This window comes from Limnohabitans sp. T6-20 (assembly GCF_003063505.1).
Lineage (GTDB): Bacteria > Pseudomonadota > Gammaproteobacteria > Burkholderiales > Burkholderiaceae_C > Limnohabitans_A.
Genome location: NZ_NERW01000002.1, coordinates 720,081 through 746,247, shown reverse-complemented (window position 1 = coordinate 746,247; position 26,167 = coordinate 720,081). Strand labels below are relative to the sequence as shown.

At 58.3% G+C, this 26,167-nt stretch carries 12 protein-coding genes; all 12 read right to left on the bottom strand.

Annotated features, from left to right (window positions below; all coding sequences use genetic code 11):
* Window positions 1–5: 5 nt before the first annotated feature.
* A complete protein-coding gene (locus tag B9Z33_RS09480) occupies window positions 6–1,022 on the bottom strand; it encodes an ABC transporter substrate-binding protein (protein WP_108287081.1) in 1,017 nt (338 codons plus the stop codon).
* 67 nt (window positions 1,023–1,089) lie between these two features.
* Window positions 1,090–1,956: an alpha/beta fold hydrolase gene (locus B9Z33_RS09475; RefSeq protein WP_108286749.1), complete on the bottom strand. Its 867-nt coding sequence runs from the start codon at window positions 1,954–1,956 to the stop codon at window positions 1,090–1,092.
* Window positions 1,957–1,963: 7 nt separating this feature from the next.
* Window positions 1,964–3,055: a branched-chain amino acid ABC transporter permease gene (locus tag B9Z33_RS09470; RefSeq protein WP_108286748.1), complete on the bottom strand. Its 1,092-nt coding sequence runs from the start codon at window positions 3,053–3,055 to the stop codon at window positions 1,964–1,966.
* 10 nt (window positions 3,056–3,065) lie between these two features.
* The gene (locus B9Z33_RS09465) at window positions 3,066–4,052 is read right to left on the bottom strand and encodes a branched-chain amino acid ABC transporter permease (RefSeq protein ID WP_108286747.1); all 987 of its coding nucleotides are present in this window, start codon (window positions 4,050–4,052) and stop codon (window positions 3,066–3,068) included.
* Window positions 4,049–4,774 (bottom strand): ABC transporter ATP-binding protein, encoded by a 726-nt coding sequence (locus B9Z33_RS09460; protein ID WP_108286746.1) that lies wholly within the window; start codon window positions 4,772–4,774, stop codon window positions 4,049–4,051. The genes B9Z33_RS09465 and B9Z33_RS09460 overlap by 4 nt, the downstream gene beginning before the upstream one ends.
* Window positions 4,771–5,535, bottom strand: coding sequence for an ABC transporter ATP-binding protein (locus B9Z33_RS09455; protein ID WP_108286745.1), 765 nt, complete (start codon window positions 5,533–5,535; stop codon window positions 4,771–4,773). Before B9Z33_RS09455 ends, B9Z33_RS09460 begins: the two co-directional genes overlap by 4 nt.
* A 108-nt stretch (window positions 5,536–5,643) precedes the next feature.
* Window positions 5,644–6,831 carry a substrate-binding domain-containing protein gene (locus B9Z33_RS09450; RefSeq protein WP_108286744.1) on the bottom strand — a complete coding sequence of 396 codons (1,188 nt, stop codon included), beginning with the start codon at window positions 6,829–6,831 and terminating at the stop codon, window positions 5,644–5,646.
* A gap of 205 nt (window positions 6,832–7,036) precedes the next feature.
* The gene (locus tag B9Z33_RS09445) at window positions 7,037–8,542 is read right to left on the bottom strand and encodes a sigma-54-dependent Fis family transcriptional regulator (protein ID WP_108286743.1); all 1,506 of its coding nucleotides are present in this window, start codon (window positions 8,540–8,542) and stop codon (window positions 7,037–7,039) included.
* An 87-nt stretch (window positions 8,543–8,629) separates the two neighbouring features.
* Window positions 8,630–9,457 carry an ABC transporter substrate-binding protein gene (locus tag B9Z33_RS09440; protein ID WP_158270205.1) on the bottom strand — a complete coding sequence of 276 codons (828 nt, stop codon included), beginning with the start codon at window positions 9,455–9,457 and terminating at the stop codon, window positions 8,630–8,632.
* On the bottom strand, window positions 9,450–9,857 hold the full coding sequence (locus B9Z33_RS09435; protein ID WP_108286741.1) for a hypothetical protein: 408 nt from the start codon (window positions 9,855–9,857) through the stop codon (window positions 9,450–9,452). The genes B9Z33_RS09440 and B9Z33_RS09435 overlap by 8 nt, the downstream gene beginning before the upstream one ends.
* Window positions 9,854–10,198: a hypothetical protein gene (locus B9Z33_RS09430; RefSeq protein WP_146183849.1), complete on the bottom strand. Its 345-nt coding sequence runs from the start codon at window positions 10,196–10,198 to the stop codon at window positions 9,854–9,856. Before B9Z33_RS09430 ends, B9Z33_RS09435 begins: the two co-directional genes overlap by 4 nt.
* 111 nt (window positions 10,199–10,309) lie before the next feature.
* Window positions 10,310–26,038, bottom strand: a complete 15,729-nt coding sequence (locus B9Z33_RS09425) for a YDG domain-containing protein (RefSeq protein WP_108286739.1) — start codon at window positions 26,036–26,038, stop codon at window positions 10,310–10,312.
* Window positions 26,039–26,167: the final 129 nt, after the last annotated feature.

Sequence of the window (26,167 nt, the reverse complement as noted above, 5' to 3'; positions counted from 1 at the left end):
TTCACTCACCGGGGCAAGGAATTGACGTCTTTTTCCCAGCGCTGGATCAGACGTTTGCGCTCGGCGGTCTGGCCGTATTTGGCGTAGTCGTAATTGATCAGCTTGATTTTGCGGAAGTCAGGCACACGCGGATCGACCTGCGTTTCTTTGTTGGAGGGCAGCTGAAACTGCAAAGTGGCTGCGCCCAGCGCTTGTGCCGAGGGGGTCAGCGCCCATTCGTAAAACTTTTTGGCCGCTTCCAGATTGCGGCTGCCGCGCACGATGGACATCGAGCCGATTTCGGCCCCCGTGCCATCGGATGGTGTGATGGTCTCGATGGGGAAACCCTGGGCTTTTTCGCCCGGACCGTCGTGCACAAAGCTGATCGACACCGCCGTCTCGCCCCGCGCCACGGCCTTGATAGGCCCGGTGCCCGAGCGGGTGTAGGTGCCGATGTTCTTGTGCAGGCCCTTGAGGTATTCAAAGGCTTTGTCTTCACCCATGAGTTGCACCAGCGTGGCGATCATGGTGTAAGCCGTGCCGCTGGACGCCGGGTTGGCCGACTGGATTTCGCCTTTGTATTCAGGCTTGAGCAGGTCGCCCCAGGTTTTGGGGATGGGCAATTTCTTTTTGGCCAGCAGCTCGGTGTTGTAGCCAAAGCCCAGCGGGCCAGAGTAAATGCCCACCGTCTTGTAGCCCGATTGGGCGGCCTGCTTTTGCGCCCAGTCGTGCAGCTTGGGCAAGGTGGGGGATTTGTATTCCAAGCTCAGGTTTTGCTCGGCCGCCTGCAAATGCGGGTCGCCCGTGCCGCCAAACCAGATGTCGGTTTTGGGGTTGGCTTTTTCGGCGGCCAGCTGGGCCAGGGCCTCGCCTGAGCCTTTGGCCGTCATGTTGACCTTGATCCCTTGGCTCTTTTCAAAGGTGACGGCGATCATGCTGCACCAAGCCGCCTGGGCCGAGCAGATGATGTTGACCTCACGGTTTTGGGCTTGGGCACCTGTGGCCAGAATGGCCAAAAGAGGCAGCAGTTTGAAAGACTTCACACGATTCTCCAGCAACGCAAAAAACCATTGTGCAGGGAAAAGCTGAAAACCTTCAGAGTAGAAACACTCAGACAGCCCCAATGAAATCGGTCACCCACTCCAGCTGCTGCAGCACATTCAAGGCGGGCGCGTGCCCACAACCAGGCACCTCGATGGTTTTGAGTTGACCTCGCAAGCCCGGGCCGCGGCGTCGCATCTCCATCACCGTTGCAGGCAAGACCAAATCCGAGTCCACCCCCCGCAGCAGCAGTACAGGCAACTTCAAAGCGTCGTAATGTTCCCAGATCAGGTAATCGTTGGGGTGCGCTGTGAACTGCAGGGCCATGGCCGGGTCGTAATGCGGCGTCACGCGGCCGTCAGGCAAACGGCGCGTCGATGTTTCGGTTAGGCGCCGCCACTGGGCATTGCTCAGCCAGCCAAAGGGCTTGTAGACCTGGCGCAAAAAGGCCTCGAGCTCGGTCACCGTGGCAAATGCCGGGGGCGTGCCCGCATAGGCCTTGATGCGGTCAATGGCTGCTTGGGCCAGCTCAGGCGCGTTGTCGTTGAGGGTCAGGCTCAGGATTCGGTGCTTGAGGCTGGGCTCCACCAGACCAGCCGCGCACAGTGTGCCAATCGCGCCGCCCATGGAGGTACCCACCCAATGCACGGCGCGCAGCTGCAGACCGTCCATCAGCTCGCGGGCGATGCGTGCGTAAAACGCCAGGCAATACTCCTGCTCGGGCGAGCTGCTCCATTGCGACAGGCCACGGCCCACAGTGTCGGGGCAGATCACGCGGTAGCCTTGAGCGCTCAGGTGTGCGGCCAGCTCGTCCATGTCGCGCCCGGTGCGGGCCAAGCCGTGCCAGGCAATCACCGTGCCTTTGTCGGCCTTGCCCCAGTCGGTGTAATGGATTTCCAGTCCGGCGCAAGTGATGTAGTTGGATGTGAAAGTCATGTCCACCTCAAGCCTGTTTCGACGATGCCAAGGCATTCACCACAGCCCGGCTGCGCAAGCGCCCCACCACCCCGGTCGGGAAGTAATAGACCGACAACACAAACAACAGGCCCAGCCAAAGCAACCAGCGGTCAGGCGACAACAAGGCCGACAGCAAAGGCAAAGCCGTGGTGGCTTCGCTCGCCAAACGCAGCAAATCCTGCAAATAGCTTTGCGCCAGCAAGAACAGCACCGCGCCGATGGCCGCGCCATAAATGGTGCCCATGCCGCCGATGACCACGATCAGCAGCACGTCCATCATGATTTCAAAGCTCAGCGAGGTGTCAGGCCCGTTGTAGCGCAGCCAAAGCGCCAGCATGGCCCCGGCCACGCAGGCGTAGAGCGCCGACAACACGCTCGACAGCGTGCGGTAGACCACCACGCGGTAACCAATGGCTTCGGCCCGGAATTCGTTTTCTCGGATGGCTTGCAACACGCGGCCAAAGGGCGAGTTGACGATGCGCAGCAGTGACAAGAGCATGCCCACGGCCAGCACAAACAGCAGGTAGTAGCAGAGCAAACGCCCGTCGAGCGACACACCCAAAAACGGCTCTTCACTGAACTCGGTGCTGGGCAGCAGCAGCTCGGGCAGCTTGAAGCTCAGGCCGTCTTCACCGCCCGTGAAGTCCGACAGCTGCGATGCCAGCGTCTGAAAGGCCGCCGCCACGGCCAGCGTGATCATGGCGAAAAAGATCGCCCTCACCCGCAGCGAAAACAAGCCAATCGCCAGCGACAACACCAACGTGAGCACGAGCGACAGCGCAAAACCCAGCCCGATCGCCCCCCAAGTCGGCCCCCAGGTGTTGGACGAGATGGCAATGCCATAGGCCCCGATGCCAAAGAACATGGTGTGCGCAAAGCTCACGATGCCGGTGTAGCCCAAGAGCAGGTCAAAGCCCGCCACCAGCACCACAAAGATCAGCACCTTGGCTGCGACCGACAAGGCCTTGACGCCCGGAAACAGAAAGGGCGCAAACGCCAGCCCGAGCAGGATGACGATCAGCAAAGCAGCGAGCAGGCGGCTGCGCGGCTGGTCGTTGGAAATGAGTCGATTGAACATGTCTGGCCTTTCAGCGGTTGGCCACCGGGTACACGCCCTGCGGACGCCACAACAAAATGCCCGCCATGAGCGCGATATTGGAAAACAACGCCAGCTTGGGGGCCAAAAAGCCGGTGTAGTTGGCCATCAGGCCCACCAGCAAAGCACCGATCAATGCCCCACCTGTAGAACCCAGCCCGCCGATGATGATGACGATGAAGATCAGCACATTGACCTGCGCGCCCATTTGCGGCACCACGTTCTGCTGGTACAGCCCCCACATGACACCGCCCAAGCCCGCCAGCGCACTGCCCGCCACAAACACGCCCACAAACAGGCGGCGGATGCGGTAGCCCAGCGACTCGACCATCTCGCGGTCTTGCACGCCGGCCCGAATCAACAAGCCGATCTTGGTGCGGCCCAGCACCCACATTTGCAAAGTAAACACGGCCAAGCCAACAGACACGGCCAGCAGGCGGTATTTCTCAATCGCGGCATCGCCCCACAGCACCGCGCCACGCATGGCTTCGGGCAAAGGCAAGGCGATCTGCTGCGGCCCCCAGACCACTTTGATGAGTTCTTCGCCAATGATCATGCCGCCCATGGTGATCAGGATTTGCTTGAGGTGCTGGCCATAGACCGGCCGCACGATGAAACGCTCAAACGTCAAGCCCACGGCAGCCGCCACAGCCATGGCTACCGCCATGGCAGGCAACACCGCCACCATGTTGCGCCACCACTCGCCCGAGCCGGTCCAGTCACCCATGGCACCCAGCACGCTGGTGGCCACAAAAGCGCCCAGCGCGATGAACAGACCGTGGCCAAAGTTGAGCACGTCCATCAGGCCAAAGACCAGCGTCAGGCCCGAGGCCATGATGAAAATGATCATGCCCATGGCCAGACCCGCCACCGTGAGCGTGAGCCAGGTCGAACCCGAGCCGATCAACGGAAATGCCAGCAACGCCAGCACTGGCACCAGCAGCAGCGGGCGCGTATCGATGTCTTCGAATAATTTCATAAGGCCAGCCCCAACAAGGATTGCTGCAAAGCCGTGTCTTCGGCCAGCGCCTGCATGCGGCCCGCATGCACCACGCGGCCGTTGTCCATCACGGCCACGCTGTCGCCCAGTTGCCGGGCAAAGTGGATGTTTTGCTCGACCAGTAAGATCGTCACGCCGCTGGCCTTGAGCTGCTCGAACGCGTCAATCATGTTCTGGATGATGGCCGGGGCCAGGCCCTTGCTGGGCTCGTCGATGATCAGCAGATCACGCGGCTCCACAATCGCCCGCGACACCGCCAGCATCTGCTTTTGCCCGCCAGACAATTTGCCCGCCGGGTGGTTCCAGAACTTCTCCACCGCCGGGAACAGTTTGAAAATCCATTGCAAACGCGCTTCGTCCATCTGCGTCGAATTTTTGGCGCTGCGGGCGGCCAGGAGCATGTTTTCTTTCACGGTCAGGTCCGAGAAGATGCCCATGTTTTCGGGCACATAAGCGATGTTCTTTTGCGCAATGGCGGGCGTGTTGAGTGCCGTGATGTCTTCACCGCCAAAGGTGATGCGCCCTTGCGAGGCCGTCCACAAGCCCATGATGGTGCGCAGCGTGGTGGTCTTGCCCGCGCCGTTGCGGCCCAGCAGCATGGTCAGCTCGCCACGCGGCACGGCCAAATCCACCCCGTGCAGGATGTGGTACGCCCCGATATGCGTGTGCACGCCTTCGAGGGTCAACAGGTTCTTATTCATGCCACCTCCCTGGCTTTACCCAAGTAGGCTTCCTGAACGATGGGCGAAGCGATCACCTCATTGGGCTCGCCATCGGCCACCAGCGTGCCGTTGTGCAGCACGATGATGCGGTCGGCCAGCTCGCGCACCACGTCCATCTTGTGCTCGACCAGCAAAATGGTTTTGGTCTTGTCTTTTTTCAGCTGGCGGATCAGGTCCAGGATCACCGGCGCTTCGTCATGGCTCATGCCTGCGGTGGGCTCATCAAACATGTAGACCGAAGGCTCCAGCGCCATGAGCAGCGCCACTTCAAGCTTGCGCTGGTCGCCGTGCGGCAGGCTGGCCACCGGGGCGTCTTGCTGCGCAGTCATCGAGACGGACTGCAAAATTTCCAAGGCGCGTTGGGTCAAGGCTGTGTGGTCGCTCCAGATGCTCCACAGGTTCAGGCCCCTGCGGTGCGCGCCTTCTTTCGTGGCCTGCACCGCCAGGCGCACGTTTTCGAGCACCGACAAATTGGGAAACAGGTTGGTCAACTGAAACGCCCTGCCCAAGCCAGCGCGCGTGCGCGCGGATGCAGGCAAGCCGGTCAACTCACGGCCGTTCAGGTGCACCGAGCCCGCGGTGGCAGGCAGCTGCCCAGAGATCAGGTTGAAGTAGGTCGTTTTGCCCGCGCCATTGGGGCCGACGATGGCCGTGAGCGTGCCGGGCTCAAAGCGGCAAGAGATCGCATTGACGGCCACATGACCGCCAAACCGCACGGTCAGGTTTTGGGTTTCAAGCATGGAGTGGAGTGAAAAGATAAGCCGAGGGAATGCCCATGCGTGCGAACAGGCCCGGCAGTGCGCCGGGCCATTCGCCCGCAAGGGCGGGCTCCTGCACAATAAAAACGATCAGCGCTTGTTGCGGATCGGCACGTTCATTTCTTCAGGCTTGATCTCGCGGATCAGCTCGGGCACGCCCCAGGCGAAAGCCGGGTCGACCTTGATCTTGAAGTGGTACATGCTCTGCATGGCCTGGTGGTCTTCTTTGCGGAAGGTCATCTTGCCCTTGGGCGTGTCAAAGCTCATGCCCTCCATGGTGCTGATCAGCTTGTTGGCGCTGGTGTCGCCGTTGGTCTTTTTCAGCGCGGTGACCAAGGCCATGGCCGACGAGAAACCACCTGCGGTGAAAAAGTCTGGCGGTGTCTTGAACTGTTGGTAATGCGAAGCCACCATGGCATCGTTGACGGGGTTCTTGGGCATGCCGAAGTAATAGTAGGCCGCGCCCTCCATGCCGGGGAACTGCTTGTAGGCCACCATCGCGGGCAGGATGTTGCCACCCGTGGCGATCTCGATGCCGTAGCGCTTCAAGTCCATGTCGGCGATCTTGAAGGGGTTGCCACCGGCCCAGATGATGAAGATGATCTTGCGGCCGGGCAAACCCTTCAGCTTGTCGATCATGCGCTGTGCACCGGCGGTGAAGTCGGTGGTGGCAGGCGGCAGGTACTCTTCGTGCACCAGCTTGGCTTTCTTGACCGAGTCCTTGAAGGCCTTCACACCATCACGGCCAAAAGCCGAGTCCTGCGCCATGGTGACGATGCTCACACCATCTTTGTCCACGGCCACAGCATTGGCAATCGCGTCCTGGCTGCTGTTGCGGCCGGTGCGGAAGATGTATTTGTTCCACTTCTCGCCGGTGATGGAGTCGGCCACAGCAGGCTCGACCAGCAAAATCTTTTTGTACTCTTCGGCCACAGGCAGCATGGCCAGCGCCACGGGCGAAGCGGTGGGGCCGACGGCCAGGTCCACCTTGTCGTCGCCATAGGCCGCGGCCAACAGGTTCTTGCCCAAATCAGGCTTGCCCTGGTCGTCTTTTTCAATCACCACGATCTTGCGGCCACCCACGGTCATGGTGCCGCCGGTGGCGTAGTTCAGGCCCATCATCAGGCCGACTTGGGTTTGCTTGCCGTAAGCCTCCAGCGGGCCGGTCTTGCTGTAGATGTGGGCGATCTTGATGTCTTTGCCCTGGGCCATCACAGCCGGTGCCAAAGAAGATGCAACCGCCAAGGCGGCCAAAGAGATGAGGTGTCTACGGAACATAGGGGTCTCCTGTTGGAATGGTCATGCGCTTGTCACGCAACATGCTTTGCACAAGCCGTGCCAGAAACGTGCATCAGCAGCACCATCCTAACCCCTTGTCATTGCTTGAAATTTCCAGTTGAACTGTTCAGGCAGCGGCAAAGTGTATTTTTAAAATACATATTGACTGATTAATAAAAATACACTTGATCAAAAATAAGACACATCAAGGAAGCCGAAGGTACAGTTTGGCGCGAGAAACCCCCAACATTTTGGCGGCCGCCACTTTGTTGCCTTGGGTCACTTCAAGTGCTTTGGCCACGGCCAGACGCTCCAGCGCCTCCACCTGTTGCGACAAAGGTGCCAACAAGGCATCTGCATCCTGTGACACCAAAGGCAAAACCGAATGGCGCGCGAAGGGCGCAGACGCAGGCACAGGTGAAATCTGGCCCAAACCGGATTCGCGCAAGACCTGCTCCACTTCAGGCGCATCCATCACGCCGGTATCGCTGCGCAGCAGCAATTGCTCCAGCACGTTGCGCAACTCACGCACATTGCCGCGCCAGTTCTGTGCCGACAACAAAGCCACGGCTTGCGGGCTGAACTCCGGGTGCGGCAAATCACTGCGCAAAGCCAGGTCTTCGGCCAACACCTCGATCAAGGCGGGTATGTCGCTTGAGCGTTCACGCAGGGGCGGCACCCGCAAGGGCAACACGTTCAGGCGGTAAAACAAATCCTCCCTGAACTGGCCCGACTGCACCAGCTTGACCAAATCGCGCGAGGTGGCGGCGATGATGCGTGCATCGAACGGGATCAGGCGGTTGGAGCCCAGCGGCTCCATCTCGCCTTCTTGCAGTGCGCGCAAGAGCTTGGCCTGCAAGCCCAAAGGCATGTCGCCAATTTCGTCCAAAAACAAGGTCCCGCCATCGGCCAGTTTGAACTTGCCATCGCGTCCCTTGCGTTCAGCGCCGGTATAAGCGCCCGGTGCCACACCAAAGAACTCGGCCTCCAGCAAAGTCTCGGGCACCGCCGCAATGTTCACGCTGACCAGTGGCCCTTTGGCTCGGGGCGAAGAGGCATGGATGGCGTGGGCCAACAACTCTTTGCCCGTGCCCGTCTCACCCAACAACAGCACCGGACTGCTGGACTGCGCCGCCCTGCGCGCTTGACGCTTGAGATCGACCACCACAGAACTGGAGCCAATGAAACTGGCGAAACTGTGCCGTGCCTGGCGCAGGCCCGTACCCGCGCGGCGCTGCACCGCCAAGGCATCACGCGCCTCATCCAGCTCACGTTGCATCAAGGTGAATTTGGCCAAGAAAGGCTGCAAATTCGATTGCGGCTGGTCAAACAACACCACCCCCAAAGCCCCAATGACCTGACCGGCGTCATCGTGCAAAGGGAAACGGCTCACCACAAACGTGCCGGCCTTGTTGACCAGCAGATCGATCAGGATGGGTTTGCCGGTTTCCAAGACCTGCTGCATCTGGGTGTTTTGAATGACCGCCGACACAGGCTGCCCCACAAAATCCTGCTCGCTGGCAAAGCCCAAGGCGGGCAAGTAACGTCGGTACTGGTCGTTGATCCAAACCACTTTGCCCGCACGGTCGACCAGCAGCATGCCTTCGCTGGCATGGGCAAACACGTCAAAAAGCGACTTGGCCGCCAAATTGAGGATGCTTTGGGCGTCTTTGGGCAAGCCCGTCAGGTCAGATGGTGCAGATAGAGGCATCTTGTGATCTTACCGATGCACGGGAGCCACGACAGGCATTCGGCCGCAGGGGCAGCCTCCCACACAACTTTACAAACAGCAGAGACTTCAGGTGCTGGACGCGTGAGAGACCCGAGGCCGGCTGACGTCGTAGCCAAACCAGCGCGTCGAAATGGCTTTGAAGTTTTTGTCTTTGACCAGTGATTGGACACCCAAAGACAAGCGCTGCTCAATGTCCTTGTTGCCTTTGGGCACCGCCAAGCCCACACGAATGGGCGCAGCAAAAGGCACACCCACCTTGAGCGGCAAGCCCGCTTTATCGATGAAGTACTCGGCAATCAGGTTCTCTTCGATCACCGCGTCGAGTTTTTTATCGACCAACGCGCGAAACGCATCCTCGATGCGCTCAAACGATTGCACCGACTTGCCCACTGCCCCCCGGGCCTGCTCTTCAATTCCGGTATTGGCCAAAACGCCGAGCTTTTTACCCAGAAAGTCATCCAAGCTCATCAAGTCGCGGTCATCGTCTTCATGCAGCACACTCACCAACTGGATCGTGGCGTAGGACTTCACAAAATCAAAGTGGCGTCGGTTTTCAGGGGTCACCAACAACTGGTTGCCAATGAAATCGATCTCGCCCTTTTGCATCTTCTGGCGCAAATTCGTCAAAGAATCGGCCACGGGCTCCATGTCGTGGCCCGAAGCGTTCAACAAGGCCCGCACGACCTCTACATCAAAGCCCGTCAAAGTGCCGTCGGCTTGCACAAAGCTGTAGGGCTGGTAGCGCGAGATGAAGCCCACGCGCATGCGTGGCTTGTCTTGCGCTGGGGCATGAAGGGCTGCGCCCGAACAGGCGAGCGCCAAGGCCATTTGCAGCCACGCGCGTCTTCCGACTGGCGGCACACAAAGCTGCTGAGGAGCGCGTGAATCAATCATGAAACGCCCCCTCAAAGCAGTGGCGAATTTCATGCCCCACGTAGTTGTAACCCGTGACCTCAGGGGTGACCACGGTGCACTCTCGGCGCTTGACGTTCCAAAAAGCACAGGCCATCGGACGCGATGTCAGGCTGATCGGTACACCTGTGATGCGAGAACAGAACTCATAACCATCTTTACGGGCCAGGTATTTGACCTTGGGCTCGTTGAGCATGCGCTGATCGGGTTGCAAAGGCTCAAAACGCGTGCGGTCTACAGCAGGCGGACGGAACCTGCGCACATAACTGGCATCGGGCAGATCGTTCACATCGACAGTCTGGGCTTGGGCCGCTGAGAAGACACTTAGCCACATCAGCAACACGAATCGCGCGCAGCACAAGCTGCCCTGCCACTTACTCATGTGGGTTCCCCGGCAGTCAGGCACAAGAGGAACAAACGCCCGACCTGAGAATGGGTGGTTCGTCCTGTGGTCACGATCGAGCAAGTCGACGGGGTGCTCGTCCAATAAACACACCCCTCTTGCCAGACGGCAAAGCCATCGTGCTCCTTGATCTGCTGGCAATAACCTGGCGCATCCGCGCGCACAAGCCATTGCACCACGGGCTGTACAACCTTGTGCTTGTCAACCGCTGGGGGCAGCACCACCGAAAAGTCCAGCAACACATCGGCCCACAATGGCGATAGCCAGCAGAGCACAACACCTGCCAAAGCCCATTTGAAGGCGTGTTTCATCTCAACCATGCCGACTCATGGCCGAGGCTCGGCAACGGGAACAGTGAAGTCTGGACAAGGGGCACACGGCATGGAAAAACCCAAAGTGCATATTTTATGCTTCAAATTCAAAATCAACCATCACGGGCCCTTCGCTTGAACGAACATCCGGCCCCGCTCAGGTGTTGCAGGCTCGGGCTTCAAAAGCCCCGGCGTGCAGATTTCCATGCCAGCCACACTGGTTGCATGGCACTGGCATTTTTCAGGTGTGGCAGATGAGCAAACATCTCCGCTTTCGGTATTCCTCAACGTGCCAATCGCCGCACCCGTGCCCGAATTGACCGTACCTGGCTTAACCGTCACAACCGGCACACGCAGCGGCTGCACCGCATTGCCCCCCGATCGCGCCAAAATACTGGCGCTCAAGACTTGGGCCGGTAGTTCGTAGTTGCCACCCAAACCGCCATTGGCTCCATTGGCCAGGCGATAACGCACCGTCACCGGTTTGTTGCTGCCGGGCAAGGGTGTATCAAAACTGGCCTGTGCTTGCAGCTGCAACTGCTCAGAGCCCACCAAGCCCGACAAGCTGCCCGCCTGGGCGCTGGCCTGCGTGTTGCCGTCTTGTGGCTTGTTGGCCACCACAGTGCCGCTGACGCTCAGCAACTTGGGCGTGATTTTGGCGCTGCTCAGGGCCGTGCTGTTGACGCTGTAGTTACCCGCATCCAGACCACTCAATTGCACACCTGCAAAATTGACAGATTGAGCTTGGACTTGCCCTTGTGCATCACGGCTCACATCCTTGCTCGCAAAGGCCACAGGGCCCCAGCTGAGCCGCACATCGTCTTGGCCGATCACATTGGCGGTGCTCAGGCTGCCGGTTGCGGCTGTGGTGCCGTCATAGGTTTTGTCCAACGCGCTGGCCGTCACCAACAAGGTTTTTGGCGTGATGGTGCCGGTACCAGACAGGCTGTTGCCCGCAAAAACATAGTTTGCAAGGTCACTGCCTTGCAGCTGAAGGCCAGTCAGGCTGAAGGCTTGGCTGCCTGCGTTTTTGCTGCTGAACGTACCGCCACTGGAAGTGACGCCCACCGAGTCGCCAGCCAACACACCCGAGGGCGTCAAGGCCATGCCTGCCAAAGCAACGGTGCCGTCATACACCTTGCTCACGTTGGAGGCACTCAAAGTCAAGCGCTTGGCGTCTACACTCAACACGCCACCCGACAACACGATGCCGTTGAAGTTGACGACACCCGAAGTGGTCAAGCCCTCTGTGGCATAGGTGTAACTGCCTGCATTGAGGTAACCGCCGCCTGAAATGCGACCCGCAGTGTCCACCACGGTGTTGAAGCTGATGGTGGAGTTCGACACATCGGTCGCAGTCCAGAGGCTGCCCTGACGGCTCATCGCGAGGTTGGCCAGATTGGCCCCATTGCAATCGGTCGACACCAGACAATACTGCGCAACGACTGTATTGGCGCTGGCTCCGGCATTGCTGGCCGTTAAGGCCCCATAAGTTTCAGATTTTCCGCCCACGTTGATCAGCAATTTGTCTGCCGCAACGACCGTCAAATCGCCATTTTGAACCGTGACGTTGTAATTGGCGGCAACTGGCGCAGTGGCCAGCCCGTAGACCGAAGCATAAGAGCCTGTGGCCGGATTGGCCGCGCCTGCGTAGCTTCGGGTCAAAGCGCCCAACACACTGGCACCGCTTTCGCCATTTTTAAGGCCCGTGAAGCTGAAGCCTTGGTCAAACGCCGTATTGGGGTCTTGCGTCACAAACATGGCCGTGTTGTTCACCTTCACCGTCAGGGCGGCACGCGTGATCAAACCCACATTGCCGCTGGCCGACATGGGCAGCTGGTAGTTGCCCAGATCCGTGCCTGCATTGGCGGTGAAGTCTGTGGCCTGCAGCGATGCCGTCACGCTGCCGGCCCCCTGGTTGTTTGCTACGTTGGCGTTGGCATAGGCCGCCACCTTCTGGCCCACGCTCGCACCCTCAGACACACCGCCCACCGTGGCCCACCCGGTCAGGGCGTAGTGGGCAGGGGTCAAATCGGTGGCAGTGGCGGTGGTACCGTCGTACTCCTTCTGAATCGGTCCCACCAATGCAGCACTCAGTTGCGCCTTGTTGATCGTGCTGGTGGTGTTGTCCACATAGCTGATCGTGTAGTTGCCCGTCATGTCGGCATTGCTGGCGTCCTTGATCGTCACACCCGAAGCGCGAACGGTTTTGCCCGTACCGGCGTTCTTGTCCAAAAAGGCCTGGCTGCCCGCACTGTTCACCAGGTCACCGGCACCAGCCAGCACCCCTGCGGTCCCCGAGCCTGTGGCACTCAAAGTGCCGTCATAGGTCTTGGTCACGCCATTGGCCGTCACCGTCAATGCGGCTTTATGGATCGTGCTGGTCGTGTTGGCCGCATACGTCACCGCATAGTTGCCATTGTGGGTGCCGTCACCCACCGTCACGCCCGCAACCGTCACAGTTTTATTGCCCACACCGGTGTTTTTGTCCGTGAAAGCAAATGTGCCACTGGTCAAACTGTCACCGGCAAACAAGGTGCCTGTTTTGACCGCTGCCGTCCCGTTGGCACCCAACAGACCGTCATAGGTTTTCACCACATTGGCAGTCGTCAACTCCAATGCCGCCTGCTGAATCACACTGGTCGTGTTGTCCACATACGTGATGGCGTAGTTGCCCGTCATGTCCGCGTTGCTGGCATCCTTGATCGTCACGCCTGAGGCGCGAACGGTTTTGCCCGTGCCAGCGTTCTTGTCCAGAAAAACTTGGCTGCCTGCACTGCCCACCACGTCACCGGCACCGGCCAGCGCCCCTGCGGTCCCCGCGCCACTGGCGGCCAAGGTGCCGTCATAGGTCTTGGTCACCGCAGAGGCCGTGACCGTCAACGCTGCCTGAGCAATGTCGGCTGTTGTCGTCATGCCGCCGGTGTTGACCAGGTTGTAATTGCGCCAATCGCCCGTGCCATCGCTCTTGGTCAAGGTGGTCACATCGGCCACGGTCACCGTTTTGCCAGTTCCTGCGTTTTTGCCCGAAAAAGTACCACTGCCACTGAGCAGCAGCGTTTCAGAGCCCACACCCGTCGACACGGCACCTGCTGAAATCACAGCAACCCGGCTACCGTCATAGACCTTGTGGTCTGCGGTCAGGCTGGTGATCGAAACATCTTTTTTAGTGATGGCTCCCGTGGTGCTGACCGAGGTGTTTTGCAGAATGTAGTTGCCCGCATCTGCACCGCCCAAGCCAATGCCAGCGACCGAAACCACTTTACCGATGCCTGCATCCTTGGTATCGAAGCTAGCGCTGGTGGTGCTGAACGTGACGACATCGCTGCCCACGATGTCACTGGAACTGCCCGTCACGCTCGCCACCACACCGCCGTTGTAGGCCCTGGTCGCCGCACTGAAGCGGGCGGTCAAGTTCTTGGCCGAGATGTCGGCTGTGGTGCTGGCCGTTGTGTTTTGCAAGGCGTAGTTGCCCGAATCGGCACCACTGATGCCAATGCCCGAAACCGTCACAGTTTTGCTAACGCCAACGTCCTTGGAGCCAAAGTTGGCACTGGTGTTGAACAAATTGACCGTATCCCCGCTGATGACGTCGCTGGAGCTGCCCGTCACGGTGGCGGCCATGCTGCCGTTGTAGGTTTTGCTGATCGCGGTGTAATTGGCTGTCAGATTTTTAGGCGTGATGGTGCTGGTGGTGTTGTCCACGTAGCTCACGTTGTAGTTAGCGCCGTTGTTGCCATCATTAACCGTCACACCGGACACCGTCACCACTTTGTTGCCGTTGCCCGCATTCCCGTTGGTGAAAGCAAATGCGCCACCACTGAGCGTGTCTGACCCAAAGAGTTGTGTGCCTTGAGTGGCCTGCGCAGTGCCCAAGGCACTGAGAGATCGATCGTAAATTTTGGTGACATTCGAGGTGGTGAGCTTCAACTCGGCCGCCGTGATGACACCATCATGGCCTGACAAGCTGGTGTTGCCTCCAGCCAAGTGGTAGTTCGCTGCGTCTGAGCCGTTCAGCGTGATGCCCGACACGGTGTAGCCCAGCCCTGTGCCCACATTTTTCTGAGAGAACGCGCCGGTGCCACTGATCGTCAAATTGTCAGAACCGACTTGACCGCTCAACCCGACAACAACGTTGCTCATCGATGTGCTGGCATCGTAGACTTTACTCACGCCCGTGGCACTGGGCGTCACGGCTTTGGTGTCGACGGTCAGCGCACCCACAAACACGGGCGCACCCACAAAGTTGCTGCCCACCACAGTCGGTGATGCGTCCTTGATGTCGTAATTGCCCACCACGGTATGGCTCGAACTGCTCACCGCCGCTGCAGTCGCGCTGTTGGTGACATACGGCTTGAGCACCATACTCACCGAGCCGCCCACCCCGTCACTGAAGCTGTAGCTGCCGTTGCTGCCCGAGCGAGAGAGCGTCACCACCTGGCTTGGATGCACACCATCGTCCAGAAGGTACTGTGCCGTGGTGTTGAAAACAGGCGCTCCGCCATACGTGACTGAATTGTTCACAGTCTTGATCAGCAGCTGATTGGCCGGAACAATCGTGTAATTTCCGTTCGTGTAACGGATGTCGTAATTGCCCGAAGTCAGCCCACTGGCTTCTAACACACCGCTGTAAACCCCGGCCCCCTGCGTGCCAGGGGCATTGGTACGAGAAATCGCCAAAGAGCCGCCCAAAACACTGCTGTTTTCTCCGCCCACAAATCCGGCATAACTCACACCGTTAAAACCCGCTGCATCGGTCTGGGTCACAAAACGCGCATCGGCATTGGCCGTCACGGTCAAGGCGGCCTTGCTGATCGTGCTGGTGGTGTTGTCCACATAGCTGATCGTGTAGTTGCCCGTCATGTCGGCGTTGCTGGCGTCCTTGATCGTCAAGCCCGAAGCACGCACGGTTTTGCCCGTGCCCGCGTTGGCGTCCAGATAAGCCTGGGCGCCCGCGTTGTTGACCACATCGCCTGCCGCTGCACCCGCCAAGGTACCCACAGTGCCCGTGCCTGTAGCCCCCAAGCCACCGTCGTAGGTTTTGCTCACTTGCGAAGCCGTCACGGTCAATGCTGCTTTGGCAATCACCAGATCGGCGTTGCTCACCGTCACGTTGTAGTTGCCCGCATCGGCACCGCTCACGGCCAAGCTGGACGTGTAGGTGCCCGCATTTTTGCCACTGGCCTCACCTGTGATGCTGATGACATCACCCGCGATGAAGCCTGTGCTGGCAGCTGCCGACTGCGTCTGTGAACTGCCGTTGTAGGTCACGTTGGTGGCGGTGCCCGTCACGGTTGCTGCCTTCGCCGTCACGCTCACGCTGGAACCTGTGGTGCTGATGGCGTTGTAGTTTGTACTCAATCCACCATTGGCACTGGTGCCCAAGCTCAAACCCGTCACGCTGCTGAGCAACTGGTTGGTCTGAACATTCTTGCTGCTCAGGTTGCTGGCGTCGCCTGCACCGGTCAGGGCAAACGTTTCACCAGCGACGCCCGTGGCTGTGAGATGCGTCCCCGCAAACGTCTTGCCCGCGTCGTATTCGCGCGTGCCCGACAAAATCAAGTTGGCCTTGCCAATTTGCAAGCTGCCATTGACCGTGCTCACGTTGTAGTTGGCCTCGGTGCCAGCCGTCACCGTATTGGTGTAACTGCCCACATTTTTGCCGGTGGCACCGCTTGCAACAATGCTGCTCAGGCTACTCACCGAATCACTGCCCAACAAACCGCTCACCGCGAAACCGCTCACGCTTTGATTGGCACCGTTGTAAGTCACCGAACCGCTGTTGCCGGTGGCGATCAAATTGGCCTTGTCAATCTGCAAAGCGCCGTTCACCGTGGTCACGGTGTAGTTGGTCTCTGTGCCAGCCGTCACGGTGTTGGTGTAACTGCCCACATTTTTGCCGGTGGCACCCGAGGCGGCAATGCTGCTCAGGTTGTTGGTCGTGTCACTGCCTTGCAACCCAGACACCGTGAAACCCGCGATGCTCTGGTTGCCACCGTTGTAAGTGACCGTGCTGCTGTTGCCCGTGGCCGTCAAAGCGGCCTTGGCGATCTGCAATGCGCCGTTGACCGTACTGACCGTGTAGTTCTTTTCAAGCCCTGCCGTCACGGTGTTGGTGTAACTGCCCGCGTTGGTGCCGCTGGCACCTGAGGCTGTGATGTTGTTCAGACTGCTTGCTGTGTCACTGCCTTGCAGGCCAGACACCGTGAAGCCCGCAACGCTCTGATTGCCACCACTGTAAGTCACGGAGCTGCTGTTACCCGTGGCCGTCAAGGCCGCCTTCTGAATCAACAGATTGGCATTGTTGAAGGTCACGTTGTAGTTGCCAGCATCAACCCCCGCCACCGCCAAACTGGAAGCATAGGTGCCGGCATTCTGACCAGAAGCCACACCGGAAACCGTGATCACATCCTCCACGATGAACCCGCTCGTGGTTGGTGCTGTTTGCGTCTGCGCAGCGCCGTTGTAGGTCACGGTGGTGGGTGTCGCGTCCACTGTGGCCGCCTTGGCGGTCACGCTCACGCTGGAACCAGTAGTGCTGATGGCGTTGTAGTTGCTGCTCGAGCCTGCGTTGCTACCGTTGCTAGCCCCCAAGGACAAGCCCGTCAAACTGCTCAACGCCTGGTTGGTCTGCACATTCTTAGTGCTCAGGTTGCTGACATCGCCTGTGCCCGTGATGGCAAATGACTCACCGGCCACGCCTGTGGCGGTCAGGTATTGACCGGCAAAGGTCTTGCCCGCGTCGTATTCGCGCGTGCCCGACAACACCAGGTTGGCTTTGCCAATGACCAGATCGGCATTGGTGTAGGTCACGTTGTAGTTGTTTGCATCTGCGCCGGTCACGCTCAGATTGGACGTGTAAGTCGCGGCATTTTTGCCACTCGCCAAGCCGGTGATGCTGACCGCGTCACCGCTCACAAAACCATTGGAGGTGGCTACCTGCTGGTTTTGCAAGCTGCCGTTGTAAGTCAAGTTGGTGGCCGTGCCGGTCACCGTGGCGGCCTTGACGGACACACTCACACTGGAGCTGGCGGTGCTCAGTGCGTTGTAGTTGCTGCTCAGGCCCGTGTTTGTGCCATTACTCGCCCCTACAGCCAAACCCGTCACGCTGTTCAACGTCTGATTGGTTTGAACATTTTTGCTACTCAGGTTGGTTGCATCACCCAAACCCGTGACAGCAAAAGCCTCGTTGTTCACGCCTGCGGCAGTCAGATATTGACCTGCAAATGTCTTGCCGCCGTCGTACACACGCGTGCCCGACAAAACCAGGTTCGCCTTATTGACCGTCAACGTGCCCGCTGTGTAGGCCAGGCTATAGCCCACGCCACTCACGGCGCTGCCGCTGATCGCGTAATCACCTACATTGATGGCGGTTTGAGAGGTTCCGCTGTAATTGATGGTGCCTAACTTGGCATCCGTGTCGCCATTGGCAAAGCCCGTCAGCACCACACCGTTGCCACCTGAATAACTCAAGCCGTTGTAGGTCTTGGTGGCGTTGTTGAAGGTGGCCGTCAGCGTGGGCGCTTCCCGGTAAATGGCATAAGACCCTGCCCCCAGAGCCGTTGTATAGCTGGTCGTCGTTTCGTCGCTCTTGTAGCGGTTGTTGCCTGCGGGCACCCCCAAGCCGGTGCTGCCTGCAACCGAGCCTGTCATGTAAGTGATGCGACCGCCGGAGCCCACCGTCACGGCACCACTGCCAGACAACGTCACGTCGCCGCCTGTGGCCATGCCGGCCGCGGTGGCTTTGCCTGATTCCAAAAATACCGCCGAGGCAGTTGCATTGCTGGTGTTGATGGTTTGCGTGACAGACAAGTTGCCGTCCGTCACCAGATTCACCGTGCCACCGGTCAAGTTGATCGTGTGGTCCACCGTCAATGTGCTGGACGCACCGGTGATGGTGGCTGCTACGCTGCCAGTACCCGAAATGTTGTTGGCAATGCTTGTGGCCGCTGAGCGCACATAGTTCAAATTGGAACTGTTGCTCAAGGTCACGTCACCCACGCCCAAAGTGCCTGTGGTGCCTGCATTGCCCACTTGCACCGTGCCACCACTGATGGCAGTCGTGCCTGAATAGGTATTGTTGCCCGTTAGCGTGACGGTTCCGGTGTTTGAGTTGAATTCAAGATTCTTAGAGCCACTGATGACACCCGACACAGTGCCAGTGGAGTTGTAAGCACCAATGCGCGCATCTGCAGCCAACGTGATGGCTCCAGCGTAATTGGTCCCGTTTTGCAAGCGCAAAGCCCCCAACTGGCCATACGTGTTTTCAAGCCAGCCATTACCCGCCAATGAAAGCGCGTTGTTAAGGGTAAATCCACCGTTTGCATACAAAGCAGCGCCGCTGTTGACGGTGATCGCCGCTGTGCCAACCTGATTGGCTGAATTGATCGAGATACGCGAAGAGGAAACGTTGATGTTCCCACTCAAGCCACTGTTGTTACCTGTGAGGGTGTAGCTGCTCTGCGACGAAACGCCTGTGCCTTTGAAGTTGACCACGCCCGCACCAGAAATGGCATTCGGGATGTTCAATCCTATGTCAGTGCGGTAAAAATCTAGGTTGGCATTGGCCGCCACAGACACGGCACTGTAGACCGTGCCGTTGACGCCCAATGTCCCCGCGCTGCCACCATTGCCAATTTGCAAGGTGCCCGCATTGATGGTGGTAGCACCCGTATAGGTGTTGGCACCCGTCAAAATTTGTGTGCCTGTCCCGTTTTTGGTCAGTGACAAAACAGGGTTGCTGCCTGTGATCGTGCCAGAAAACGTCGCACCACCATTGTTGTTGCCGATGCTCAAATTGGTCAGCAGCCCACCCGAAATATTCAAGGTCTCGATGGTGCCCGTCCCAGACAGCGCATTGATGGCTTGGTAATTGCCATCCAGCAGTCTCAATGTACCGTTGTTGATCACATTGGTAGTGGTGGGGAAAAGGCTTTTGGAGCCTGCTTGCAATATGGAACCCGACGCAATCGTCAGATTGCCCACAAAATTGTTGCTGGAAATGCCATTGGCGTTGGGCGTTCCCATGGATACCCGGTTACCTGTGATCGAAACGTTACCGGTGCCCGTGATTGTTCCGCTGTAGCCCAATCGGTCCGTCGTGCCGTCATTCAATATGACATCGCGGTTCAAGGTTAATGAACTTCTGACCTCGGTATAAGTGCCACTTCCAGAGCCAACAACCGACCCAATCGTCGCTGTGCCTGTCCCTGAGCTGCTGACCACAATGCTGTTGTTCAACATGGTTTGACCCAAGCCAGTACCGGATTCAATTTGCAGGGCCACGTTACTGCTGCCCGTGTTCGAATCACCCAAAGTGATCGTGCCAGTGCCCGAGTTCAGGTTGTAATTGCCGTTCGTGCCGCCACCATTACCAATCATCACAGCACCTTTGCTGATGGTGATGCCACCGGTAAAGGTGTTTGCATTGCTGACCAGCTTGGTTGTGCCAGTGCCCATTTGAAGCACGGATCCCGCACCGCTGATGGCTTGCGTGAGCGAGACTTCATCCGAGCGATGGATCGCCAAGATGCCGTTGTCAACCACAGCACCGGTGCCCAGCGTCCCTGCCGTGCCACCACTGCCAATTTGCAAAGTGCCTGCATTGATCGTGGTTGTGCCGCTGTATGTGTTCGTCGCGGTCAGCACTGTTGTGCCTGAGCCATTTTGGTTCAATGTACCTGTGCCACTGATGGCATTGGCCACAGTCAATGAATTGCTTCGGTTGAATACCAATGAAGCATTGTCGGTCACTGCACCGGTTCCCAAAGTGCCCGTGGTGCCCCCATCCCCAATTTGCAAAGTGCCCGCACTGATGGTGGTAGCACCCGTATAGGTGTTGGCACCCGTCAGAATTTGCGTGCCGGTGCCGATTTTGTTCAAAGGCGCAGGCCCGCTCAGCGCACCCGAGAAGGTGGCTGTGCCCGCTGTGGTGTTGTATGCGCCGGCTGCTGTGTTGTTCACGCCCACAGTCAGGCTGCCGAGGGTAGACCATCCAAAAGAAACAGAGCCCGCGCCTGTTAAGGCATCTATGCGAGTGTCTCCTTCCACGCCCTGAAACGATGCGCCAGAGGCGACGTTCAAGCTCGACAGGTTATTGGTCCACTTGCCGTGGTAACTGGCACTGCCTACGAAAGTGCCCTCCTTCACATCAATCAGGGAGCCCGACAGCATGTTGAAGGTGGTGTCTGTGCTGTTCCAGGTCAAACCACCCGCACCCGTTTTGGTGATCGTGCCTGCACCTGTGAAAGTTGTACCGCTGTTGTTCAACGTGACGACTATCGGCGAATTAAAGTCCAACACGGCACCCGCTGCGATGTTGAACTGGCTGGACCAGTATTGGGTCGCAGCTGTTCCGCTGGTTGAGGGTGTGCCAAAGGAAAGAATGCCGGCGTCGACAAACGTTTGGCCGGTGTAACCCGCATTGTTGTTGGCAAAAAGAATCTTGCCAGTGCCCGCTTGGGTAAAGGTACCCGATCCACTGATGGCATTGGAAATCGTGATGTCGTCCGAGCGCTTGACGACCAAGGCACTGTTGTCCACCACCGACCCGGTACCCAATGAGCCCACAGCGCCACCATTGCCGACTTGCAAGGTGCCCGCTGTTGTCGTTGTGGTGCCGGTGTAGGTATTGTTAGCCAAGAGCAAGCCTGACCCACCCGCACCATTTTCAGTCACCGTGCCTGCACCACTGATGGTGCTGGCCACCGTTGACACACCGGATGTGTTGGTGAACGACAGATTGGATGAGGCATCCGTCAGCGTCAGGGTGCTGCCTGCCGCCCCCAATGAGCCACCGGTGCCTATGGCCAGCGCTTTACCCGCGTTCACCGTGGTTGCACCTGCAAACGCACTGCTGTTGCCCGTTAGGGTCAATGTTGCTGATCCTGCTTGAATCAGACTGCCTGAGCCCGAGACGATTGATGCGTTTGAATAAGCTTCCGCACGGTTGAAAATCAGTTTCGCACCGCTGGCAATGGCCACGTTGGTTGCGCCCAAATCGGCGGTTGCAGCCGTCGTGGCGGCACTCCCGTCGCCCATCTGAACGACTCCAGCATTGATGTTGAGGTTGGTGGCGCCGAATTTGTCTTTGAACAACAAACTGCCACCACCAGCCACGTTGACCGTTCCACCGTTTTGCAAGCCAAAACCACCTTGAGAATTTTGGGTAAATGCCAGGGCGGCAAAGCTGCTATCTAACAGCGTGGTTCCACTGGTGGCACTTGTCAGGTTCATATTGACGGTGGCACTGTTGGCATTGAGCAAGCCTGTGATGGTGTTGGTGGCACCACCACTGGTGCTGAACGTGTTGGTGGTGCCCGATGCGCCAATGGGGTTTCCGCCCAAATTCATCGTGCCCCCACCCAAGCCACCTGTGAACTTGAAGGCCGTATTTTTCCACCAGCCATTGCTAGCGTTGCTGATGGCAAATGTCGAAGCGTTGACGACGTTCACACTGGTTGGGTTGAGCTGGGCATACGTGCCGCCGGGTGCAAGCGTTAAGCTGCCGGCATTCACCGTGTAGGCGTTGGACACGTTGGTGGCCACCGCTGGGGTGGCAATCCACGACTCAAGCGTGAGAGAACCCGCACCCGCTTTGGTGAAGTTGGCGGCATTGATCGCGCCTGAATAAGTGCTAGTGCCAGCTTGCGTAAACGTCACGCTCGCATTTTTGTTGGTCGTGTCACCAATCGCACCCGCACCTGTGATCGTGCCGCCGGTGGCAGTCAGGTTGATGTTGGCGCCCGTGCCGGTTGTGCCTGTGGCTTTGATGGCGGCAGCATTGGCAATCGAATAATTGGAGCCAATGTTGATGGTGGCTGCCGTACCCGAGCTGGTGATCGAACCCGCACTGGTCAAGTTGACGCCAGTGCTCGTGGCTGCGGCCACATTGCCAAAAATGTTGACGTTGCCCGTCGCGGTCAAGCCCGCGCCAACCGAAATACCCGTATCAGAACCAGTTTGGTTACCGTAAATATTGAGGTTATTCGCAGCAGTTATAGTGCCTTGGATATCAACCCCTTTTTGGCTGATCACGCCATTCCAAGTGCTCGCTCCGCCAGCACCCTTCGTGATCACACCATTGACATCGATTGTGCCGCCCGTGTTGTCAATAGAGACATTGTTGCCAGAGATCGTGCCAGTCGCTGTGTTTTGAATATTGGCGCTGGCAGAGCGAATGTAGACATTGCCCGATGTTGAGGTGATGGGGGCGTTGATGTAGTCCGCCACTTGGTAGTTTTGCGGGACTGTGCCATCAATCTTGATGGTGCCGCTGTTGGCATTCAAACCGCCTGCGTTGATGACAACACCTTGGCTGTAGCCGTTGTCAGTGTTGGTTGCTGTGCCTGTTACCGTGATGTTGCCAGTGCCAGTAGACCGGATGGCATTGCTGCCGCCAACAAAGACGCCATGGTCTCGAATTTGTGAGCCGTTACCGATCCCGCCTGTACCCGTGATGGAGATAGCACCATCGACAGATGAGATGTTGCCTGCTCCGCTGGTGTTGACGCCCACGTTACCGCCAGAGGCACCTGCGCCTGCTGTGCCGGTGATATTGACTGCGCCTGCTGCGGTCGTTGTGACGCTACCGCTTACATCAACGCCATAGTCGTATTGAACGCCTGCACCACCGTAACCTGTGATGCCGATATTGCCACCCGTCGATGTGACGGTACCGTTCACCAATGCGCCCCTAACGTAGGTAAAAGATGAACTGGTGACACCTCTGGAATCACCCGTGATCGTCACGGCGCCCGTTGAGCCGCCAGTGATCGTGCCGCTAGACAAGACAAAGCCTTGTGATTGCGTATCGGTGTTTTGATTATTGCCGGTTAGGTTGATCGTGCCGCTGCCCGTGGTGGAGATCGAACCACCCGACATGTACACACCAGAGATGTTGGAAAGGCTGCCCACATAGTTAGTGGCAGCTGTTTTGCCGTTCATCACGATATTGCCGCCGCCTGCAGTGATGGCTGCGGTGTTCAGTGAAACGCCCTGAAGTGAACTCACGCCATCGGCAACGGCAAAGCCAGTGCCATCTAAGGCAGTGCCACCACCCAAGGTGATGTTGCCGCCATTGCTGGTGATGCCCGAGCCCGTGTTGAAGACAATCGCACCTCCGCTGGTGGCGTCTGAATCGCTGTTCAGCAGCACATTGAGTTTGCCTGTGCTGGCCGTGATGGTTTTGTTGGTCGCTAAGGTGATGTTGCCGTTAGCCAATAGGCTCAAGGTGGCATCTGTACCAGCGGTCTTGGTGATGGAATCGTTGACGGCGATATTGGTTTTGCTGAGAACAGACAGGTCGCCCCCGGTATTGCCCATGGCACCCATATTGAGTGCGCTCACAGTGACAGCGCCAGAGCCCGTTGCATCTCTGCGGCCCACCACAATTTTTCCGGCGGTGATCTTGCCCAGCTCAGTGCTCGACACGTCCAAACCGAGTGTGCCTGTCAGTGTGTCGGTGGCTGTGCCACCGACATTCACGGTTGTGGTGCTGGTGTTGTTTTGAATGGTGACGGTTCCAGAGCCTGCGTTGATTGTTGCGCTGTTGTCACCTGAATAGCTGTCTGTCGTGAAAGTGATGCTGCCACCCGACGAAGTCACCGATGAGCCACTTGACTGAAGTAGGACGCCAGTTAACCCGGCACTGCCACTGTTGCCCGTGATGCTGATGCTACCGCCATTGGTTTGCACATAACCACCACCCGAAATTTCAACACCGGCATTTGGCCCCGCCGTTCCCGAAATCGCTCCTGGGGTACCGACCACAGTCACAGTGCCTGTGCCTGTGGCTGTCACCCGCCCCCCCTCAAGCCTGACACCTTGGTTCAAACTGCCATAGGTCGAACCGCCGCCAGTTCCCGTCAATGAAATTGCACCTGCACCAGTCACCGTGCTGCCATTTCCATAGACCCAAATGCCACTGTTGTAATAGCCTCCAGCGGTGGTGCTGGTTGTACCCGTCAACGTAATGGCACCCGCTCCTCCCGTGATCGTGGCACTGTTCGTCATGCCAATGCCCACGTTCAAGTTAGAGACATTGCCATTGCCCCCAACGCCGTCGATGGTGATCGTTCCGACGCCTGAGGTGGAGATGGTGGCCGCATTCAAGTTCACCCCGCTCATACTGCTGGTGTTGGTGAAAACGGTGGTGCCTTTGCCTTTGATGCTGATGTTTCCGCCGCCTGCATTCAAACTGCTGGCGGTCAATGAAACACCCGTCAAAGCAGAAGCATAGCCAGCTGCATAACTGGCTGCGGATCCTGCACTTCCGCCGCCAAGAGCAATATTGCCCCCGTTGCTGGTGATGCCTGAGCCGCTGTTCATCACAATGACCCCAGCACCATTGGCATCAAAGTCACTGTTGAGCGTCACCGACAAATTGCCAGAAGTGGAGGTAATGGTTTTGTTGGACGCAACCGTGATGTCGCCATGGGCCCTGAGGGTCAAATAGGCAGAGGCTCCAACTGTTTTTGCGATGTTCTCGTTGACGGCAATGTTGCCCGCACTCGCTCCAGACGAACTGGTAGCAATCGTGACCCCAGTGCCTGCGTTCAAGCTGGCGTTGATGTCAGAGGCCAAAATGACCGAATCTGCGCCTGCGGTGTAATTGCTGGAATACGCCGTGCCGGTGGCACCGCTTGCAGCAATCGTGATGTTGGTCGGGTCCAGCAACCAATCTTTGGCCAGCACACGCGTGCCATACGTCGCCAGCCAATCGCCCGACGTCTCCACAAAACCCTTGTTGCTCTCCAGTTGCGCACCGCTCACGTTGGTGGCCCCGGCCAAAGCGCCCGTCTCTTCATCGCGCCCGATGACGATGTCGCCGCCCTTGCGCACTTGGCCCTTGTCGTCCGTGCCTGTGCTGTTGGCCTTGATGCTGCCATCCACCTTGATGGTTCCGCCATCGGCCAACAGGTGCACTGCACCGCCCTGCTCGCCCGTCGTGTCAATGCTGCCGCTCTGAATCACTTGCGCTGCCGCCCGGTTGAGCGCCAACGCCTGCATGTACACCTGCCCGCCCTCCGACACAATGCTGCCGCTGTTTTTCACGCTGGCGTTGATGTCGCTTGCAGTCAGCTCCAGCTTGATGCGGCCACTGCCGCTGAGAGGCACCTTGATGGTTTCGGCAGAGCCCAAGGCCACGCCGCCTTTGGGCGCAATGATCTTGCCCTCGTTGCTGACGCTCGCCCCCAGCAAGGCCACGTAACCGCCGGGCGATACGCCAATCGTGCCCTGGTTCACCACACCAGCTGTGCTGCCGTTGCGCTGGTACACCATGTTGCCCGCCATGAAATCGGCATCCGAAATGCCTAAGGTCGATGCCGTGAAGCTGCCTGCATTGACGCTGCCGTCTTTGCCAAACAACACGCCATTGGGGTTGACCAAAATCACATGGCCATTGGCCTGCAGTTGGCCAAAGATTTGGCTCGGGCTTTGGCCCAACACGCGGTTGAGCAGCACGGCCTGTGCATTGGGCTGCACCACGTTCACTTTGGCACTGGAACCGATGTCGAAGCTCTGCCAGTTGATGGCCGCACGCTGGCTGGCTTGGGTGATGTTGAGTTGGTTGGCGCTTTGGGCCATGCTGGCCGCACCTTGCACTACAGCGCCGCCTGTGGGCAGCGCATTGGCCGCGGGCTGTGCCCAGGCCAAGCCCACAAAGACTTGCGACAAGACCAAGGCCCCAATGAACACACCCGCCAAAGCCAACACCGAAGCGACGAAAGCGGCCTCGCCAAAAGCCGACTCACCCGAGGACTTGCCCTGGCTGCAGGCGTGTTCGCCCACCGCGACCAGGCAGCCCATGCGTTCTGAGAAAACAGTTTTAAAGCAGTTGGCGTTCATTGGAAATTAAAAAGCGACCTGCTCAGCGGCAGGCTTGGAAGACTTGTCTGTCTTGTCATTTAGGGATGTTTTGACCGAAAAAAGCGAATTTCGCAATTTTAAATAGAAATTAACACAACTGCAAACTAT

What these genes read in the sequence shown, in the direction of transcription:
- B9Z33_RS09475 (WP_108286749.1), bottom strand. Translation starts at nt 1,956, where the DNA reads ATGACTTTCACATCCAACTACATCACTTGCGCCGGACTGGAAATCCAT.
- B9Z33_RS09465 (WP_108286747.1), bottom strand. Translation starts at nt 4,052, where the DNA reads ATGAAATTATTCGAAGACATCGATACGCGCCCGCTGCTGCTGGTGCCA.
- B9Z33_RS09455 (WP_108286745.1), bottom strand. Translation starts at nt 5,535, where the DNA reads ATGCTTGAAACCCAAAACCTGACCGTGCGGTTTGGCGGTCATGTGGCC.
- B9Z33_RS09460 (WP_108286746.1), bottom strand. Translation starts at nt 4,774, where the DNA reads ATGAATAAGAACCTGTTGACCCTCGAAGGCGTGCACACGCATATCGGG.
- B9Z33_RS09430 (WP_146183849.1), bottom strand. Translation starts at nt 10,198, where the DNA reads ATGGTTGAGATGAAACACGCCTTCAAATGGGCTTTGGCAGGTGTTGTG.
- B9Z33_RS09470 (WP_108286748.1), bottom strand. Translation starts at nt 3,055, where the DNA reads ATGTTCAATCGACTCATTTCCAACGACCAGCCGCGCAGCCGCCTGCTC.
- B9Z33_RS09425 (WP_108286739.1), bottom strand. Translation starts at nt 26,038, where the DNA reads ATGAACGCCAACTGCTTTAAAACTGTTTTCTCAGAACGCATGGGCTGC.
- B9Z33_RS09435 (WP_108286741.1), bottom strand. Translation starts at nt 9,857, where the DNA reads ATGAGTAAGTGGCAGGGCAGCTTGTGCTGCGCGCGATTCGTGTTGCTG.
- B9Z33_RS09445 (WP_108286743.1), bottom strand. Translation starts at nt 8,542, where the DNA reads ATGCCTCTATCTGCACCATCTGACCTGACGGGCTTGCCCAAAGACGCC.
- B9Z33_RS09450 (WP_108286744.1), bottom strand. Translation starts at nt 6,831, where the DNA reads ATGTTCCGTAGACACCTCATCTCTTTGGCCGCCTTGGCGGTTGCATCT.
- B9Z33_RS09440 (WP_158270205.1), bottom strand. Translation starts at nt 9,457, where the DNA reads ATGATTGATTCACGCGCTCCTCAGCAGCTTTGTGTGCCGCCAGTCGGA.